Origin of the sequence: Legionella sp. km535, assembly GCF_003990085.1 — a bacterium.
In the GTDB taxonomy this organism is placed as follows: Bacteria; Pseudomonadota; Gammaproteobacteria; order Legionellales; family Legionellaceae; genus Legionella; species Legionella moravica.
In genome coordinates this window covers 1-17169 of record NZ_RZGU01000022.1, presented here as the reverse complement: position 1 = coordinate 17169, position 17169 = coordinate 1, and the positions used below count along the sequence as shown (strand labels likewise).

Sequence of the window (17169 nt, the reverse complement as noted above, 5' to 3'; positions counted from 1 at the left end):
TTATACCTTCTCGTTTTATAGTGTTTAATTATTTATTACCTAATAAAGCCTGCTCAACCAAAGCAATTTGTTGTTGAGCATGCAACGCCGGACTGCCCACTGCCGGAGCGGCAGCAAACTCTCGACCTGCATAAAGCAATGTTTGCTCTGGACGTAAGCAATCTCTCATATTGTGCTGAGATGAAAACCAAACGCCCTGATTTTGAGGCTCTTCCTGACACCAAACGACCTCATTGGCTTGTGGGTATTTGTCCAGTTCGGCCAATAATGCTTTTTTGGGAAATGGATACAGTTGCTCAATGCGTACTATGGCAATATGATTCAACTTCTTTTCACGCCGCATTTGCAATAAATCATAATAGACCTTACCGCAACATAACACCACTTTTGTTACTTTAGAGGCAGTCAAATCATCAATTTCAGGAATAACCGTATAAAATTTGCCTGTTGTTAAATCGTCCAAAGGAGAAACAGCCAATTTATGGCGTAATAAACTCTTTGGAGTCATGATAATCAAAGGCTTTCTAAAATTACGAATTACCTGCCGGCGTAACAAATGAAATATTTGAGCCGGAGTCGTTGGAGTGCATACTTGAATATTATGCTGGGCACATAGTTGCATATAGCGCTCTAAACGTGCAGATGAATGCTCAGGTCCCTGTCCTTCATAACCATGAGGTAACATCATCACGAGACCACATAAACGTCCCCATTTTTGCTCACCAGAACTGATAAACTGGTCTATAACTACCTGCGCTCCATTAGCAAAATCACCAAATTGAGCCTCCCAAATGACCAAATGGTTCGGCTCAGATGAGGCAAAACCGTATTCAAAGGCCAAAACGGCTTCTTCAGATAATACAGAATCAATTACAGTGAAAGACCGCTTGGGATCGGTAGATATCTGTTCCAATGGAACAAAAGAATCACCTGTTGCCGCATCATGCAAGACCGCATGTCGATGAGCAAAGGTACCTCTACCGCAATCCTGTCCTGATAATCGAACGCCATAACCTTCTTGCAATAAGCTGGCGTATGCCATGGTTTCAGCATAACCCCAGTTCATGGGAATTTCTCCATTGGCCATCTTTTCACGCTCAGCGAGTAAGCGCTGAACCACCTGATGCACCTCAAATCCTTCAGGAATCACATTAAGCTTCTTTGTCAGCGTCTGTAACTCGGTTTTGCTGATTGTGGTATCTGCTTTATCCGTCCACTTGGCATTCATATAAGCTGACCAGTCTATGGAATATTTCCCTTCATAATCTTCATGAACGACATCAACTACTGCTTTACCTTGATCCAGAATGTCTCTGTATGAATCAACAAATTGATTGACATCAGTTTGGGTCAGTATGCCTGCATTGATTAATCGTTCAGCATACAGTTCGCGCAGCGGACGCATGGATTTAATTTTTTTATACATCATTGGCTGGGTAACCGCAGGTTCATCTGCTTCATTGTGGCCGTTGCGTCTGTAACAGACTAAATCAATAACGACATCTCGCTTGAACTTCATTCTAAAGTCAAATGCGATTTGAGTTGCAAATACCACCGCTTCAGGATCATCTCCATTAACATGCAGCACAGGAGCCTGGACCATTTTCGCTACATCAGTACAGTATAAAGTAGACCGCGCGTCCAATGGATTACTTGTGGTAAATCCAATCTGGTTATTAATAACGATGTGAATTGTTCCACCGGTTGAGTACCCTCTGGCTTGAGAAAAGTTAAAGGTTTCCATCACGACACCCTGACCAGCAAAAGCAGCATCACCATGAAGAACTACAGGAACAACAGAATCTTTTTTCAATAAATCGTTACGTCGCTCCAGTCGCGAACGAACGGAACCTTCAACAACAGGACCGATAATTTCCAAATGAGAAGGATTAAACGCCAAAGCCAAATGCAGAACAGCTCCTGATTCAGTCTTAATATCAGAAGAATAACCAAGATGGTATTTCACATCACCAGTTCGGTCGTACTTAACTTTTCCTTCAAACTCCTGAAATAATTGGCCTGGTTCTTTACCCAGAACGTTAACCAGTACGTTTAGACGGCCTCGATGCGCCATTCCAATCACAACTTCCTTAACCCCATCTGTGCCAGCTTTATTAATGATTTCTTTCATCATGGGAATTAAAGAATCACCACCTTCGAGTGAAAAGCGTTTTTGCCCCACATATCGGGTTCCCAAGTAGCGCTCTAAACCATCTGCAGCAATTAAGTCTTTTAAAATTGTTACTTTTTTCTCAGAATTATAAACAGGACGCCCGCGAACAGACTCCATACGCTGTTGCAACCACTCAATTTCTTCCGTATCGGAAATATGCATGTACTCAATACCAATACTACGGCAATAAGTTTCTCGAAGTGCTTTGTACAGCTCTGCTAGTGGCATTTCTGGCCCGTTAAAACTGGTGCCTGCGAAAAAGGAGCGATTTTTATCTACATCAGCAAGATGGTGATAGGCTAGTTCCAACCGAGGAACATGAGTTCGTTCTGCCATCCCAAGAGGATCGAGATCCGCAGCCAAATGGCCTAAAGCTCTAAAATCATTGATCAGATTGGCTACCTGATATTGTTGGCTATCAGCGGACTGAACGACATGACTTACTTTCTTATCAGCATTCTGCAAAAAGTACTCTCGTATTTCTCTATGAGATACATCACTATCCGCACCATTGGTTTTAGGCAATGCACTAAAGATTGCCCTCCAATCGTCCGATACCGAATTCGGATCAGCAAGATAATCCTCATAAAGGCTATCTACGTAAGCCATACTTCCACCAGACAAATAGGAAGAAGCCCATTCATTTTGCAGATTGGAACTGCTCATTGTTCTCTCCAAAGGGTTTACCCGGTCATTTTTAACCCGCTTATTTGATACAAATCAAAGAATTAGCAACTTGGTCAAATATTTATTTTGTGCCATGTTGCCAAGCGTTCTGACTGCATTCAAAGCGGCAAGTACTGTTTCCAAATGAAACAGTACGGGTTAAACGATTCCGGGATGATTCTTATATCAAGTTTCCTGTGTCAACATTTGCGTGCGAATTTTAGCAATCGCTTGCGATGGATTGAGTCCCTTCGGGCACACATTCGTGCAATTCATAATAGTTCTACAACGAAATACACTGAATGGATCCTGTAATTTATCCAAACGGTGTTGCGTCGCTGTGTCACGGCTATCAGCTAAAAAGCGTCTCGCCTGTAAAAGCCCTGCAGGGCCAACAAATTTTTCTGGATTCCACCAGAAAGATGGACAAGAGCTGGTACAACAAGCGCATAAAATGCACTCATACAGCCCATCCAGTTGAGCTCTCTCTTCCGGAGATTGCAAACGTTCCTGAGCGGGAGCCACTTGATCATTTTGCAAATAGGGCTCTATACGTTCATATTGTTGATAAAATTGACTCATATCAACGGCCAAATCGCGTATCACCGGGAACCCGGGTAAAGGACGTATGACGACTTTATCCGAATTTAGCTGAGATAAATGCGTAATACATGCCAGACCATTAGTTCCATTAATGTTCATACCATCAGAACCACACACCCCTTCTCTGCACGAGCGTCTATAAGTGATTGAGGGATCCTGCTCTGCTTTCAAGCGCTCAAGCAAGGTCAGAATCATTGGATCGCTTTTAACCGGGATCGCTATCTCATAATCTTTCATATAAGGTTTGTCATCCACCTCGGGATTATAACGATATATCGACAGGGTCACATTTCTACTATCAGTCATTATATATCCTCTTTAATAAACGCGTTCTTTCGGTTCAAAGGGCTCAACGTATTTGGGTGATGTGTTCACCGGACGATAATCAAGTACCTCGCCTTCCTCAAAATACAACGTATGTTTAATCCAGTTCGCATCGTCACGAGCGGGAAAATCTTCCCTGCTGTGCGCTCCTCGGCTCTCAGTTCGGGCAATAGCCGATTGAGCAGTAGCGTAGGCAGTTGCCATTAAATTGTCCAATTCCAACGCAGTAACTCGTTCGGTATTAAAGATATGACTTTTATCTTCCAGTTTAGCATGGGCCAATCGATCGCGAAGCGCCTGTAATCGCTTTAATCCTGAAGCCATAACGTCACCAGTACGAAACACACCGAAATCTTCCTGCATGACGCGTTGCATTTCATCACGAATGATTGCAGGACTTTCACCATCTTTTGATTGATCCCAACGATTATATCGCACCATTGATGCGGCAATATCGTCTTCACTGATGTAAGGCATGTCAGGCAATTGGTTGGATTGCCATAACTCTTCAACATGCAAGCCAGCTGCCCGTCCAAATACCACCAGATCCAGTAATGAGTTACCGCCCAGACGGTTTGCGCCATGAACGGATACGCAGGCACATTCACCTACAGCATATAACCCCTCGACCAAATGTTCTTCACCGTTGGTTTTGGTGATCACTTGACCGTGCATATTGGTGGGTATGCCCCCCATACTGTAATGGCATGTAGGAACGACTGGAATGGGTTCGAGAATCGGATCTACTCCGGCAAACTTCATGGACAACTCACGAATACCAGGTAAGCGCGACATAATCAGATCGGCGCCGAGATGATCAAGTTTCAATTTGACATGATCGATACCTTTAGGATCAAACCCTTTACCGGCTCTTATTTCCAGAGCCATGGATCGTGCCACGACATCTCGAGAAGCCAAATCGTTTACTCGAGGAGCATAGCGCTCCATAAAGCGTTCCCCATCTTTATTAATCAGATAACCGCCCTCACCTCTACATCCTTCAGTAACCAGAGTACCCGCACCCGCAATACCGGTCGGATGAAATTGCCACATTTCCATATCCTGTAATGGAATTCCCGCTCTGAGAGCCATTCCAAATCCATCACCTGTATTGATGTATGCATTTGTTGTCGACTGATAAATTCGTCCTGCTCCACCAGTCGCAAGGATGCAGACTCTGGTCTGGAAAAACACGACTTCGCCAGATTCAATATTCATTGCGGTAACGCCCGAAATACGTCCATGAGCATCCTTGACGAAATCAAGGGCATACCATTCGCTGAATACATGTGTTTTTGCTTTGATATTTTGTTGGTACAGAGTGTGCAGTAGTGCATGACCGGTTCTGTCAGCTGCTGCGGCTGTTCGTGCAGCCTGTTCTCCGCCAAAATTTTTGGATTGACCACCAAATTGGCGTTGATAGATTTTACCACTCTCCATACGTGAAAAGGGTAAGCCCATATGCTCTAATTCATAAACGGCTTCAGGGCCGGTTTTACACAGGTATTCAATACAATCCTGATCGCCAATATAATCGGCGCCTTTGACGGTATCGTACATATGCCAACGCCAGTCATCAGCGTGTGAATTTCCCAGGGCTACAGTAATTCCCCCTTGGGCAGAAACAGTGTGAGAGCGGGTTGGAAAAACCTTGGATAACAGCGCTACTTTTAATCCTGAATTGGCCAACTGCAGCGCAGCACGCATTCCAGCACCACCAGCGCCAATAATTACTGCATCAAATTTATTACGTGGAATTGTCATGCTTATTGTCCCCAAACAATCATTAAGCCCCAGATAAACTGACTCAGAAGCCATAGAACAACCACCATTTGTACTGCCAAACGTAAAGCGGTACATTTCATATAGTCCGTTGTCACTGTCCAAATTCCGATCCAGGCATGCAATGACAATGCCAGCAACCCAATTCCGGTTGCTATTTGAAACAGCGTATTAGTGAACAATAGGTGCCATTGTTCAAAATTTAAATCTGGGTGATTGATCAAAAAACACAATAAAAAAATGGAATAGGCTGCAAAATATATCGCAGTAACTCGTTGAATCAACCAATCTTTTAACCCATTACCTGTTAAGCTAGTGACATTAGTTACCATATCCAGATTCCTAGAATAATTGTCAAAATAACTGAAAGAACTATAACTAAAATGGAAGTGCGTCGGCCTGTTGCCAAATGTTCGCCAAACCCCATATCCATTATAATATGTCGGATACCAGCCAGAATATGATAAGCCAGTGACGCGCTAAAAGCCCACAGCACTAATTTATAAAAAGGGTTTGCAATCATGCTTTTCATTTGGGTAAAACTTTCTTCTGATTGAAGCGAAAGCCCCAGAATATATAACATGATGGGTAACAGTATAAATAATAGTACCCCAGAAATCCTATGCAATATGGACGCAATCGCCATAGGAGGAAATTTTAAAGTACCTAAATCAAGATTAACCGGTCTCTTCTTGTTCACTATTGGTTTCTTCCTCATTAGAAAATGTTGTAAATATAGCACCTTCTCAAATACAACTCGAATCAGCCTATTCTCATCCTAATCCATATTGATGATTCCTATCCTGATCATTGCATTATTATCAAGCTGATTTTCTTGCAAAACCTCAAATCAGGTGACGATAGTACAATTTAGAATGGCTAAATTTCAATACACGCAAGCAAGTATAGCACTCTGTTTTTATCACGCAAAGTTAAGTCGGTAAGTAAAATTCAGAACCAACTGGCTAATTGGCCCAACCGGTACTATTATTAAACAAAACAGTTACTTGGAGGTCTTAATGCTCACCAAAAGGCCAATATTTAATCAGCACTTAAAATGTGTCGCTTATGAAATTTTATCTTATCAAAATCTACAATCAAATGAAGAATTAACCAACAATCTTTTAGAGTTAATTACCAATTCTGATACTCAACTTCCGCTGTTTGTGCCTTTTGCCTTTAAAGTGTTTCTGGAGCCATTAGATCCTCCATTAAAAAATCCAGTTATTTTAAAATTGCCCGCTGAAGAAATCGAATCAATATATTCAGTAATTGAATTACAAGAGTCTGTCTTTTCAATTGCCTTAATCATCAACACATCACAACAACTGGCTTGGCTTAATTTTGCCGATTATATTGCCCTGACGGATCAACTAATGACTCAATCTGACGTAAACAGGGTTGTTCAATACTGTAAGGCAAAGCATCGAAAAGTGATCGGATACGGCATCGCGCAACCAGCCAGTTTCGATAAATGCAAAGCAATGAACATGGATTATTATTGTGGCGATTTTCTTTTTCAACTAAGCCATACAGTTCATGACAACATCGCAGCAAATAAATTGAATCTCATCCAGCTGATTCAGACGGTTCAAAAAGATGACTGCGATTTTAATGATATTTCAACGCTAATTCAGTCAGATCCCTTGTTAAGTTATCAAATCCTCAGAGTTGCAAACTCTATTGGAATCTCAGGCGGACAAACTATAGAATCGATTGACCAGGCTATCGCTCGTTTTGGTTTAATCAATTTGAAAAATTGGGTTATGCTGTTTTCCATGAAAAATATTTCCAATAAACCAGTAGAGATATTAGAATCAGCGCTTATCAGAGCTTATATGACAAGAGAACTGGCTGAGGCCAGCACGAACATCAATGGTCAAAGCGCTTATACGGCGGGATTGTTATCCATATTGGATTGCTTGTTAAATAAACCCATGCAAGAGCTGATGGATCAAATCACCTTGGCCGAGGACATAAAAAAAGCCTTAATAGGCCAAAAAGGCACTTTGGGAACACTACTGTCTTTAGTCATCGCTTACGAACAAGGACAATGGGAACAAGTACCTGCAGAAAATTATAATGGGGTAGATATCAGTAAATTATATATCGATAGTTTGGCATTGATAACTGACAGTTCAAAAGCCATGCATGAATGAGATTTAATATAAGGTACACCATGTTTTTGATTCGCTATCTGGGGGCTCTTTGTTATGACGCAATCATAGTCCTGGTATTGTTTGTTTGCCTTACCGCCCTGTTGCTGATAGTAAACAATGGTCAGGCGATTCCGCCGTCTACCCTTTGGTATCAACTCGCGTTACTTAGTACGGCATTTTTTTATTACCAAGGTTCACTAAGGTTTGGGGGACAAACTCTGGGAATGAGGGCTTGGCGATTTAAACTGACTTCCGTGAATGAGAAAAAAATATCCAATCAACAAATTGTATTGCGATTAATCTATTTTATACCGGCATTATTCCTTGCCCCTGCATTTTTAAAAAGCAGTTATGCCCTGATAAATAAATGGACCAGTACTGAATTCATCACAAATTAAATAGAGCATTAACGTGATATCCCTGCCGAAGCTGGATTAGGTAATTGCTTGTAAGTATCACGCGGTGCTTCTGATGGATATCCATACCCTTTATCTGCTATGCGTTTCACAGTTTGTAAGTAACGCTCGCCCCATTGACCCGGATCAAAATTAGTAACGACAACGTTATAGCTTAAATTGATAATGGATTCAAAAGCCTTTCTTTGCGCAATTTCATGACCACCGAAGGCTACCTGAACTTCATCTTCCACACTCACGCCACCAGACTTCAGACGCTCGACAAGGATATTAATCATTTTCTCTATGGTATAAAATAATTTACACATGGACATCCCGGCGGTATACATATCTTCACTTTTAGAAGTAGATAATTTGTGACCCGAATCGTGTATGTCATAAACAAATTCAAGATCATTGGATCCTGGAATAGTTTCTGGCTTTATGATGATTGGTGGAGAGATAGCCTCAATATGAGGAGAAGTAATGTAAAGATGAAAATCAGCCCAATGCCACCATATTTGATAAACACGTTCCACCAAGGTGATTGGATTATTCAAATCATTTGTTACTTCCAATTTGCGAACATCGAAACTGACTTCCGCAAAACCGGGGTTCTCTATATTCTCAGAGTCAGCCATCTATTTACCCAAGTATAAAATGAGATAAGTTTATATTAGCCCAAAATTGAATAATGAGCACGAACGATGTGATGAATAAAGGTAAAAATCACGTAAAATTAGGTTATTACCCACCGAATAACTTATGTGATGGCCTGATAAATGCTCGTATGTTCACAAGATAGATAAGAGCGCATCACATAACCGACTGATAATATTCAGGAGGGGTGCGGCATTTAAAGCAGGAACTTTGGCACGCTCCCTTCTCTTGGCATTTTTTGATAGCGCCTTTATTGAGCCATATATCCAGCATGGGTTGCAGAGCAGGAAGATCCAGGCGAAATTCTCTAGTCAATTGCTGGGTGCTGACAACACCCTCTCGACGAATATAATCACGAATTTGCAACAACACCATTCTTCTCCATATTTGTTCCACTGTATTTAAATACAACGACCACCAAAAACAGGCTCGATATCATGGCACTTATCCATAAAGCGCTTTGTTGGGGATGCTCAAAAAATTGTGTTAGTTGATAAAACACAACAGCTACCGCATAAGCAACTACAAAAGACCAAATTACGGAAGTCCACATCAGTTGCCGGTTTGCTTCCTGCCTGATTACCGCCATAGTGGAAACACAAGGGATATAAAGAAGAACGAAAAGCAAATAAGCATAAGCCCCAGCCTGTCCATCAAAACGTTGAGACATCATACCGTACACTGATTTGGATACCTCACTATCCGCAGCACTGGCCAAAACGGGATTCCATAAAGCAGAACCGAGCTGAGATAAATTCTCCGGAATGGACCAAAATGCATCCTTAATTCCAGACCAAAAATCAAATTGAGCGGCGGCCACTTCCCCTAGATGGCCTACCTGGGCATACAGTGTATTTAAGGTGCCCACGACTACTTCTTTAGCTAACATGCCAGTCAATAAACCTACTGTTGCTGGCCAGTTGTCCTGATGAATACCCATCGGGGCAAACAGAGGAGTTATCCACTGTCCCATTATAGAAAGTAATGATTCAGTACTGGCCTCACCGGTATTAATTCCACCACCAAGAGTAATTGCATTCAATCCTCCCAGAATAACGCAAATTGGAATAATTAGTTTTCCAGCCCGAAAGACAAAGAATTTTAACCTCATTAAGGTTTCTTTTAACAAACGTTTCATTGCAGGTTTATGATAAGCGGGTAATTCCAGGATTAACGGTGAGGAGTGACCTTTTAATGTGGTTTTACGCAAAATAAAGCCCGTTAAAACAGCCATTAAAATACCAATCAAATACAAAGAAAATACGACGTTTTGCCCGCCAGAAGGGAAAAATGCAGCAACAAAAACAGCATAGATAGCCAATCGAGCACTGCACGACATAAAGGGGCTCATCATAACGGTCAATAAACGGTCTCGCTCGGAATCAAGGGTTCGTGCTGCCATAATCGCCGGAACATTACAACCGAAACCAACAATCATGGGCACAAAGGACTTGCCGGGAAGCCCCATGGCTCGCATCGCTTTATCAACGACAAATGCAGCTCTTGCCATGTAACCTGAAGTTTCCAACAAAGATAAAAAGAAAAACATGGATGCGATAACAGGAATAAAAGTTAAGGTCGTATTAATCCCCTTACCCACTCCATTAGCAATTAAAGCAATGATCCAGTTCGGTGCATGCATTTGCTGCAACAGCCAAGCACTGCCCTGAACAAAAACAGTATCCGTTCCTATGTCAAAAAAATCCTGAAATGCCCCGCCAATATTGATAGAAAACAAAAACATCAAATACATCATGGCAAAAAATATTGGCAAAGCCCAAAAGCGATGTAAGACGATTTTGTCCAATTTCGCCGTAAAATGCTCACTGGCATCGCTTTTCTTTTGTTGAACAGCCGAAACAATCTGGTGAATAGCCTGGTATCGAGCATCTGCCAAGAGTACATCAATACCAAGATTGTTGTTTTTTGCTTGGTCCCAGTCAATTTGCAAGGATTTATGCCCAGGTAATGAATCGCCTTCAGCAAGTCTGCGTGAATAATAATAGGAAAGAGATTGACTGTATCCTTCACTGACTAATCGGGTTTCTAAGCTGTTTAATGCCTGCTGGGCTGGTTGTGATAAGGGTAAGGATAATGGTATCAGTTCTGCAGGAGCAGATAATAACATGTTGAGTAATTCTGGTATGCCAATATTTTTATGCGCCTGAACGGGAATTACCGGACATCCTAATTGCTGTTCCAGCGCCTTAATATCAATCGTAATACCACGCTGCTCGGCAATATCCATCATATTCAAAGCCACAATTACAGGCTTTCCCAACTCCAATATTTGCGTGGTTAAATATAAATGTCGTTCTAAATGGCTGGCATCAATCACATTGATGATGCAATCTGACTCCAAATTGACTATGGATTGGGCCGCGATCTGCTCATCCTGGCTCATGCCTTGAGCATTTGCCACCAAAGAATACACACCGGGTAAATCGGTAATTTCAATTAAATGAGTACCGACAGAACACTCGCCTGTCTTCTTTTCAACGGTAACACCTGGCCAATTTCCAACCTGCTGGCAGTCTCCGGTTAAAGCATTAAATAAGGTGGTTTTACCACAATTTGGGTTTCCTACTAATAAAACCTGAGTCATAGACGCTCCAACACTAATTGACTCGCTTCTTCTTTGCGAAGCGTCAAGGATGTTCCCCTCACCTCAACTTGGACAGGGCATCCCAAGGGAGCGATTCGTACAACAGAAATTTCTACGCCTCGAGTTATTCCCAAGGATAACAGTCTTCTTCTGTATTGCAGATCAGTGGCACCAAAATCAACCAATCGCACTCTGTCTCCACCCACTAATTCAGAAATGTTCATCATGCACTACTAAAAAATAGTTTAATAAAATAATTATACCACAAATGATATCGAGAATCATTCTCAATTAAGCGAAAAAATATACATCAACCCTTGAGTCTTGCTAATCATTAACTGGTTCCATTACACGCAACAGCCTAAATCATATTTTGCACAATTCGACGAGGATGCCTGGCAAGATAGTCAACCGACTGCATCTCCATCAAACGGCTTAAAGTGCGTTTAAAAGTATCCTTCATTTCGCCTTGTACATACAGTTCCTCAACAGGAACCTCAGCTGACATGATAATATTTATACCTCTATCATACATTACGTCAATAAAATGAATAAACATTATAGTTTGCAAGGTATGATTCACTGTTAAACAGGGAATGCCACTGACGAAAATGGTATTAAACTGCTCTGCCAACTCCAGATAATCAAGTTGGCTTCGTGGTAAATTACAAATGACGTCAAAAGAAAACCAAATTGTTTGAGAACCGTGTTTAAGATAAGGAATATCCCTGCTCTGTATGACGATTGAACCATTGAGCGTATATTCCTTGACCAATAAGCGAAACTGTTGTTCCATCGCATGTTCTGTCTGGTCATTTAAGGGATACAAATAAGCGTCTAATAAAGGCTGATGCCCAATCCGGTAATCTTTTTTTTCTGGGATTTTAAGTACTTCGCAGTTGTTTTTAATGATCTCTATAGCAGGTAAAAATCGCTCTCGATGCACTCCATTCAAGTATAAATCATCAGGACTCGTATTAGACGAGATAACCAGTATCACGCCATGAGTATTCAATGCTTGAAACAATTCAGCAAGAATCATTGCATAAGCCACATCATGAACCAAAAATTCATCGAAACATAATAAGCGAGTCGATTGGGCAATCTCTTTGGCAATGTGACGTAAAGGATCTCTTCTTCCCTGAAATTGCCTTAATTTATAATCAATTTGTTGCATAAAATGATGAAAATGAAATCGTGCTTTTTTCTTTTCATCGATGTATTGATAAAACAAATCCACCAAATAAGTTTTTCCAACCCCGACAGGTCCGTAGAGATACAATCCCTTAATTGATCGTTTACGTGGCCATTGAAACCAGGACTTAGAGTCCTGGGTTAATTCATCTGCAAGCCGTTGCATGTGGATCAAAATCTCTCGCTGATTGAGATCATCCTCTATTTCACCCCGTTGAATCGCTGCTTCATACTGCTTCATTAAATTCATGATGTCTGAATCCAGTCTCCAAGCCAGTCAATTAATCTGATTTTAAGCTCCACCAATTTTCCGTGAAAAAAATGTCCTGTTTCAGAAAACTCAATCACAGGAAGAATAGGCTGTGATTGTTTTGCAAAATCAATTACTAAAGAACTGGGGACTACCTCATCAGCATCACCTTGCACAATGAGCCATGGCTCTGGCTGAGAATCAAATTCTCGATAATCATAATGATGCACCGGAGGGGCAATCGTAATTAATATATTGGGTTTCGACTGAGCTGCCGCTCGATAACAAACATAAGACCCAAAAGAAAAACCGGCAAAAATCAATTTCATCTCAGGTTGATCTTTTTGCCACGAGCGAACCAATTCAAGCAAGTCATTACTCTCACCCAAACCATTATCATAAACGCCACCCGACTGCCCTACCCCCCTGAAGTTAAAACGTAATGAAGGTATTCCCAGTTCCTTAAAAACCCGGGCCAAAGTAGTCACTACCTTATTATTCATAGTACCCCCTTGCAAGGAATGGGGATGTCCTAAAAAGGCAACATAAGAGGTATTAATGTTCTCAGGAACGGTTAATACTGCTTCAATTTGACCAGCCAATCCCTCAAGAGCCAAAGAATGCTCGCCCGGGGTATTTAATTTATCAATGAATTGCATAAAAAACCTGTTATTATAAAATCCATAAATGATACCTCAGATTCACCATAGATTTAACTGCTGATTACTGTGAGTCAGGAATATAGAACTGCTGCGAAATTAAGGAGCACTACCTATGAATGAACTGCAAGCCCCCCAGAGAGAAGACTCGGCTCTGCCAGCTGTCAGAGAATCCGTTGAACACCTTCTTTCTAAAAGAGTTATTCTTTTAGTTTTGGTTCCTTCATTAATAGTACTTATTGTCATGATTTCATATTTCATGAGCGGACGTTATGTCGAAACAGAAAATGCATACGTCAAGGCAGATAAGATTCCAATCAGTGCTCAGGTTTCAGGAGTGGTTAAAAAAACACTCTCTCATGAGAACCAGCATGTAGTTAAAGATCAAATTTTATATCGCCTTGATCCTTCTTCCTATCAAGTGGCATTAGCCAGGGCAGAATCTCGATTAGCCAAGGTTCGTATCGATATTCTTGCGCTTAAAGCAGCATACCATGCCAAACAGGCAGAAATTGCTTTGGCACAAACCAAATATAATTTTTCTTTACGCAATAAAAAGCGTCAATCCGATCTTGCAGCAAAACATTTCACTTCCGCGTCAACTCTGGATGAAGCCAAAGAAGGAGCTGAAATTGCAGCACAACAAGTTATGACTGTAGAACATGATTTGGAACGCTTGGCTGAATCTCTGGCGGGCAATGTGAATGAACCGGTTGAAAAACATCCAACTTACTTAATAGCGAAAGCAGAACTGGATCAAGCCAAACTGGATCTCCAGCATACAGAGGTTCGAGCGCCAATTTCTGGTACCATCAACTCGCCCCCCAAACCGGGCCAATTCATTTCGGCCGGAGCCATTACCATGACGCTGGTCACTAATGACCACCCCTGGATCGAAGCAAACTTCACTGAAAAAGAACTCACAAACATTCATCCCGGCCAATCCGTTACAGCAACCATAGACATCTATCCCAAGCTGAAATGGAAAGGCATAGTTGAGAGCATCAGTCCTGCTACAGGTTCCGAGTTTTCAATTATCCCAGCTCAGAATGCTACAGGAAACTGGGTTAAAGTGGCGCAAAGAGTTGCAGTCCGTATTAAGTTAATCACAACGCCAGACAGCCCCCAACTTCGATCCGGATTAAGTTCATGGGTGAAAATCGATACACAGGAACATTCTTCTTCAAAGAACAAATCAGCCTGAGTCACTCATTATGCCCAATCTTTTAAAGACCTATAATTCACATGCCCCGTCACGAAGGGTGTTTATTACCCTGTTTGTAATGCTTGCAACCATTATGCAAGCATTGGACACCACCATAGCGAATGTGGCGTTACCCCATATGCAAGGAGGCATGGGCGCTACTCAAGAGCAAATTTCCTGGGTTCTTACTTCCTATATTGTAGCAGCAGCTATTTTTATGCCTCTAACTGGATTTTTAAGCAATAAATTTGGCCGTAAACGCATGTTCATCTGGGCTGTAGTCGGATTTACAGTGGCTTCCATGCTTTGCGGAGCAGCGCAAAGCTTGAACCAAATTGTCCTGTTTCGGTTGCTCCAGGGTGCTTTTGGAGCCAGCCTGGTTCCCATGTCACAATCAGTATTATTAGATACCTATCCTCCAAAGCAGCACGGTGCAGCCATGGCCATCTGGGGCATGGGCGTGATGATAGGGCCCATACTCGGTCCATCCCTCGGAGGATGGTTGACTGAATATTATAACTGGCGATGGGTGTTCTATATTAATTTGCCTATAGGATTGCTGGCATGGCTGGGATTAGCGACCTTTCTTGAGGAAAATAAATTAACTCGAGGTACTCATTTTGACCTGCTGGGCTTTGCTTTCCTGGCTATAGCCATTGGTTCATTACAATTATTTCTGGACAGAGGGCAATCATTGGACTGGTTAAACAGTAATGAAATCGTAATTGAAGGTATATTATCCCTGATGTGCCTCTATTTATTTATAGCGCATGTTATAACGGCTAAAAACCCTTTTCTTGATCCCGGGATGTTTCGAGATCGTAATTTCAGTGTCGGGCTCATGTTCATTTTTATCATAGGCATTATTTTACTTGCAACCATGGCATTACTCCCGCCTTATTTACAAAGCCTTATGGGTTATCCCATCATCGATATAGGCCTGGTTATGGCACCAAGGGGAATAGGAACCATGGTCGCCATGATGATAGTCGGTAAGTTGTCCGGCAAAGTGGATTCTCGCTATCAAATTTTTTTTGGATTGGTGCTAACCAGCTATTCATTATGGCTTATGACTTTATTCACCACAGATATCACTGCCAGCAGAATTGTTTATACCGGTATAATTCAAGGATTTGGGTTGGGATTTATTTTTGTTCCTTTATCTACACTGGCCTTTGCAACGTTACCTGAACAATACCGCAACGACGGAACACCTTTATTCAGCTTACTTAGAAACATAGGCAGTAGCATCGGAATTTCAATCGTTATGACCAAGTTAGCTCAAAATATTCAAGCCAATCATGCGGCTTTTGCCAATTTCATCACCCCATTCAACCAAAATTTAAGATATGCTGGCGAATTAGGAATCATGAATGTAAAGACTGCCCAGGGCTTAGCGTCACTAAATGCTGAAGTAACGCGCCAAGCCGCTACTTTAGCTTATTTACAGGATTTTCGCTTTATGATGTGGCTGGTACTCTGTGCGCTGCCTTTGCTTTTTTTATTAAAGTCCAATGTGACTAAAACGAAAAAGGATCTCCCCGGTGCCATGCCCGAACTTGAAATGTAACACGCATTGGGCACGAAGAACGGCAACACAACAGATCAGCGCCTCATCATCTTGGTCATGGCTTCTTCTGATTCATACCCTCTTTCCATACGCTTCGATGAGTTAAAGAAACTGCTGCTTGAACTGAACACAGAACTTACGCCGGAAACAAGGCTCGAAGTGGAAGCACTACTCGAACTCGTACTTGAAACGTGTTGTCTGCCCTGTGATTGTCGTGCACATTTAGTTTTTGCTTCCGCATGTTCGATGCGCGCATCAACTCGTTCACGCTTTTTGGCATTAGTGTTCACAGTGCTTTGAGCAAGGCGGAGTAAATCCCTGAATGTTGGACCAGGAAGAAGCCGTTCTTTTTCAGCTCTTTGTCTGTTGTTCATAAAGGCCTTAATCATGTCGCCAGCAACATTCTCTTTCACGCCCTCATTGATTAAAATATTCAGCATCTCCTTTTTGGAATAAAGCGGCAGTTCTTCCGTAATAATCCGCCGGGATAAGGCAGTACTGGGTGCGCGGCGACCGGACAGGGTAATGGGATTTTGCGTTCCAATAATAAAAAATCCTGGAACATCGGGTGTATCCCCTTGCAGGGTTTTACCCATAAGAAGACTATTCAATAAATGTTCCATCATCGGAGAACTATTAATCTCGTCAATGACCACAACTGCTCCCTCATGAAAAGCCTTAAGTAATAGCGCTTCCTTATCCGTAGCAGACATACTGACGGGGAGAACATACATGGGGTGCTCACCAGGAGCCGGCACCGAGTTTCTGGACATGAGTTTAAATCCGCGAGCGATTAACGTTTGTTTTATTTGCTCGGACTTACCAATACCGGGTTCTCCCTCAAAAGTTAAACCACCCAAACCGCCGTAGCGTTGCACGTCATTTGCAGCCGACTGTTGACGCCATTGTCTTAAATCCAGCACAT

General features: G+C 41.9%; 15 protein-coding genes and 1 pseudogene. 4 read left to right on the top strand and 12 right to left on the bottom strand.

Going from position 1 to position 17169, the window contains the following annotated elements; genetic code table 11:
* Window positions 1–28: 28 nt before the first annotated feature.
* The 5 genes from ELY21_RS12480 to sdhC form a co-directional block, all read right to left on the bottom strand.
* Window positions 29–2839 carry a 2-oxoglutarate dehydrogenase E1 component gene (locus tag ELY21_RS12480; protein WP_127109956.1) on the bottom strand — a complete coding sequence of 937 codons (2811 nt, stop codon included), beginning with the start codon at window positions 2837–2839 and terminating at the stop codon, window positions 29–31.
* 186 nt (window positions 2840–3025) lie between these two features.
* Complete coding sequence (locus ELY21_RS12475; protein ID WP_028383292.1) at window positions 3026–3748, bottom strand: succinate dehydrogenase iron-sulfur subunit; 723 nt, start codon at window positions 3746–3748, stop codon at window positions 3026–3028.
* Window positions 3749–3760: 12 nt separating this feature from the next.
* Window positions 3761–5530, bottom strand: coding sequence for a succinate dehydrogenase flavoprotein subunit (gene sdhA, locus ELY21_RS12470; RefSeq protein ID WP_127109954.1), 1770 nt, complete (start codon window positions 5528–5530; stop codon window positions 3761–3763).
* Window positions 5531–5532: 2 nt separating this feature from the next.
* Window positions 5533–5880 (bottom strand): succinate dehydrogenase, hydrophobic membrane anchor protein, encoded by a 348-nt coding sequence (gene sdhD, locus ELY21_RS12465; protein WP_028383294.1) that lies wholly within the window; start codon window positions 5878–5880, stop codon window positions 5533–5535.
* Window positions 5874–6248, bottom strand: coding sequence for a succinate dehydrogenase, cytochrome b556 subunit (sdhC, locus tag ELY21_RS12460; protein ID WP_028383295.1), 375 nt, complete (start codon window positions 6246–6248; stop codon window positions 5874–5876). The genes sdhD and sdhC overlap by 7 nt, the downstream gene beginning before the upstream one ends.
* Before the next feature lie 319 nt (window positions 6249–6567).
* Between sdhC and ELY21_RS12455 the strand changes: the two genes are divergently transcribed.
* Window positions 6568–7707 carry an EAL and HDOD domain-containing protein gene (locus tag ELY21_RS12455; protein WP_127109952.1) on the top strand — a complete coding sequence of 380 codons (1140 nt, stop codon included), beginning with the start codon at window positions 6568–6570 and terminating at the stop codon, window positions 7705–7707.
* 20 nt (window positions 7708–7727) lie between these two features.
* Window positions 7728–8105: an RDD family protein gene (locus ELY21_RS12450; protein ID WP_028383297.1), complete on the top strand. Its 378-nt coding sequence runs from the start codon at window positions 7728–7730 to the stop codon at window positions 8103–8105.
* An 8-nt stretch (window positions 8106–8113) separates the two neighbouring features.
* On the opposite strand, the gene ELY21_RS12445 is transcribed toward ELY21_RS12450, so the two are convergent.
* The 6 genes from ELY21_RS12445 to ELY21_RS12420 form a co-directional block, all read right to left on the bottom strand.
* Window positions 8114–8743 (bottom strand): hypothetical protein, encoded by a 630-nt coding sequence (locus tag ELY21_RS12445; protein WP_028383298.1) that lies wholly within the window; start codon window positions 8741–8743, stop codon window positions 8114–8116.
* Window positions 8744–8918: 175 nt separating this feature from the next.
* Complete coding sequence (locus ELY21_RS12440; RefSeq protein ID WP_028383299.1) at window positions 8919–9134, bottom strand: FeoC-like transcriptional regulator; 216 nt, start codon at window positions 9132–9134, stop codon at window positions 8919–8921.
* On the bottom strand, window positions 9115–11367 hold the full coding sequence (gene feoB / locus ELY21_RS12435) for a Fe(2+) transporter permease subunit FeoB (RefSeq protein ID WP_028383300.1): 2253 nt from the start codon (window positions 11365–11367) through the stop codon (window positions 9115–9117). The genes ELY21_RS12440 and feoB overlap by 20 nt, the downstream gene beginning before the upstream one ends.
* Window positions 11364–11591 carry a FeoA family protein gene (locus ELY21_RS12430; protein ID WP_127110014.1) on the bottom strand — a complete coding sequence of 76 codons (228 nt, stop codon included), beginning with the start codon at window positions 11589–11591 and terminating at the stop codon, window positions 11364–11366. Before ELY21_RS12430 ends, feoB begins: the two co-directional genes overlap by 4 nt.
* A gap of 137 nt (window positions 11592–11728) precedes the next feature.
* The gene (gene zapE, locus ELY21_RS12425) at window positions 11729–12811 is read right to left on the bottom strand and encodes a cell division protein ZapE (RefSeq protein ID WP_127109950.1); all 1083 of its coding nucleotides are present in this window, start codon (window positions 12809–12811) and stop codon (window positions 11729–11731) included.
* On the bottom strand, window positions 12808–13470 hold the full coding sequence (locus tag ELY21_RS12420; protein ID WP_127109948.1) for an alpha/beta hydrolase: 663 nt from the start codon (window positions 13468–13470) through the stop codon (window positions 12808–12810). The genes zapE and ELY21_RS12420 overlap by 4 nt, the downstream gene beginning before the upstream one ends.
* A gap of 115 nt (window positions 13471–13585) precedes the next feature.
* Between ELY21_RS12420 and ELY21_RS12415 the strand changes: the two genes are divergently transcribed.
* Together ELY21_RS12415 and ELY21_RS12410 are read left to right on the top strand one after the other, a co-directional pair.
* Window positions 13586–14674, top strand: coding sequence for an HlyD family secretion protein (locus tag ELY21_RS12415; protein WP_127109946.1), 1089 nt, complete (start codon window positions 13586–13588; stop codon window positions 14672–14674).
* A 10-nt stretch (window positions 14675–14684) separates the two neighbouring features.
* Window positions 14685–16244: a DHA2 family efflux MFS transporter permease subunit gene (locus ELY21_RS12410; RefSeq protein WP_127109944.1), complete on the top strand. Its 1560-nt coding sequence runs from the start codon at window positions 14685–14687 to the stop codon at window positions 16242–16244.
* 35 nt (window positions 16245–16279) lie between these two features.
* Here ELY21_RS12410 and ELY21_RS15635 read toward each other — a convergent pair.
* Window positions 16280–17169: pseudogene (locus ELY21_RS15635) on the bottom strand (AAA family ATPase); the annotation flags it as partial.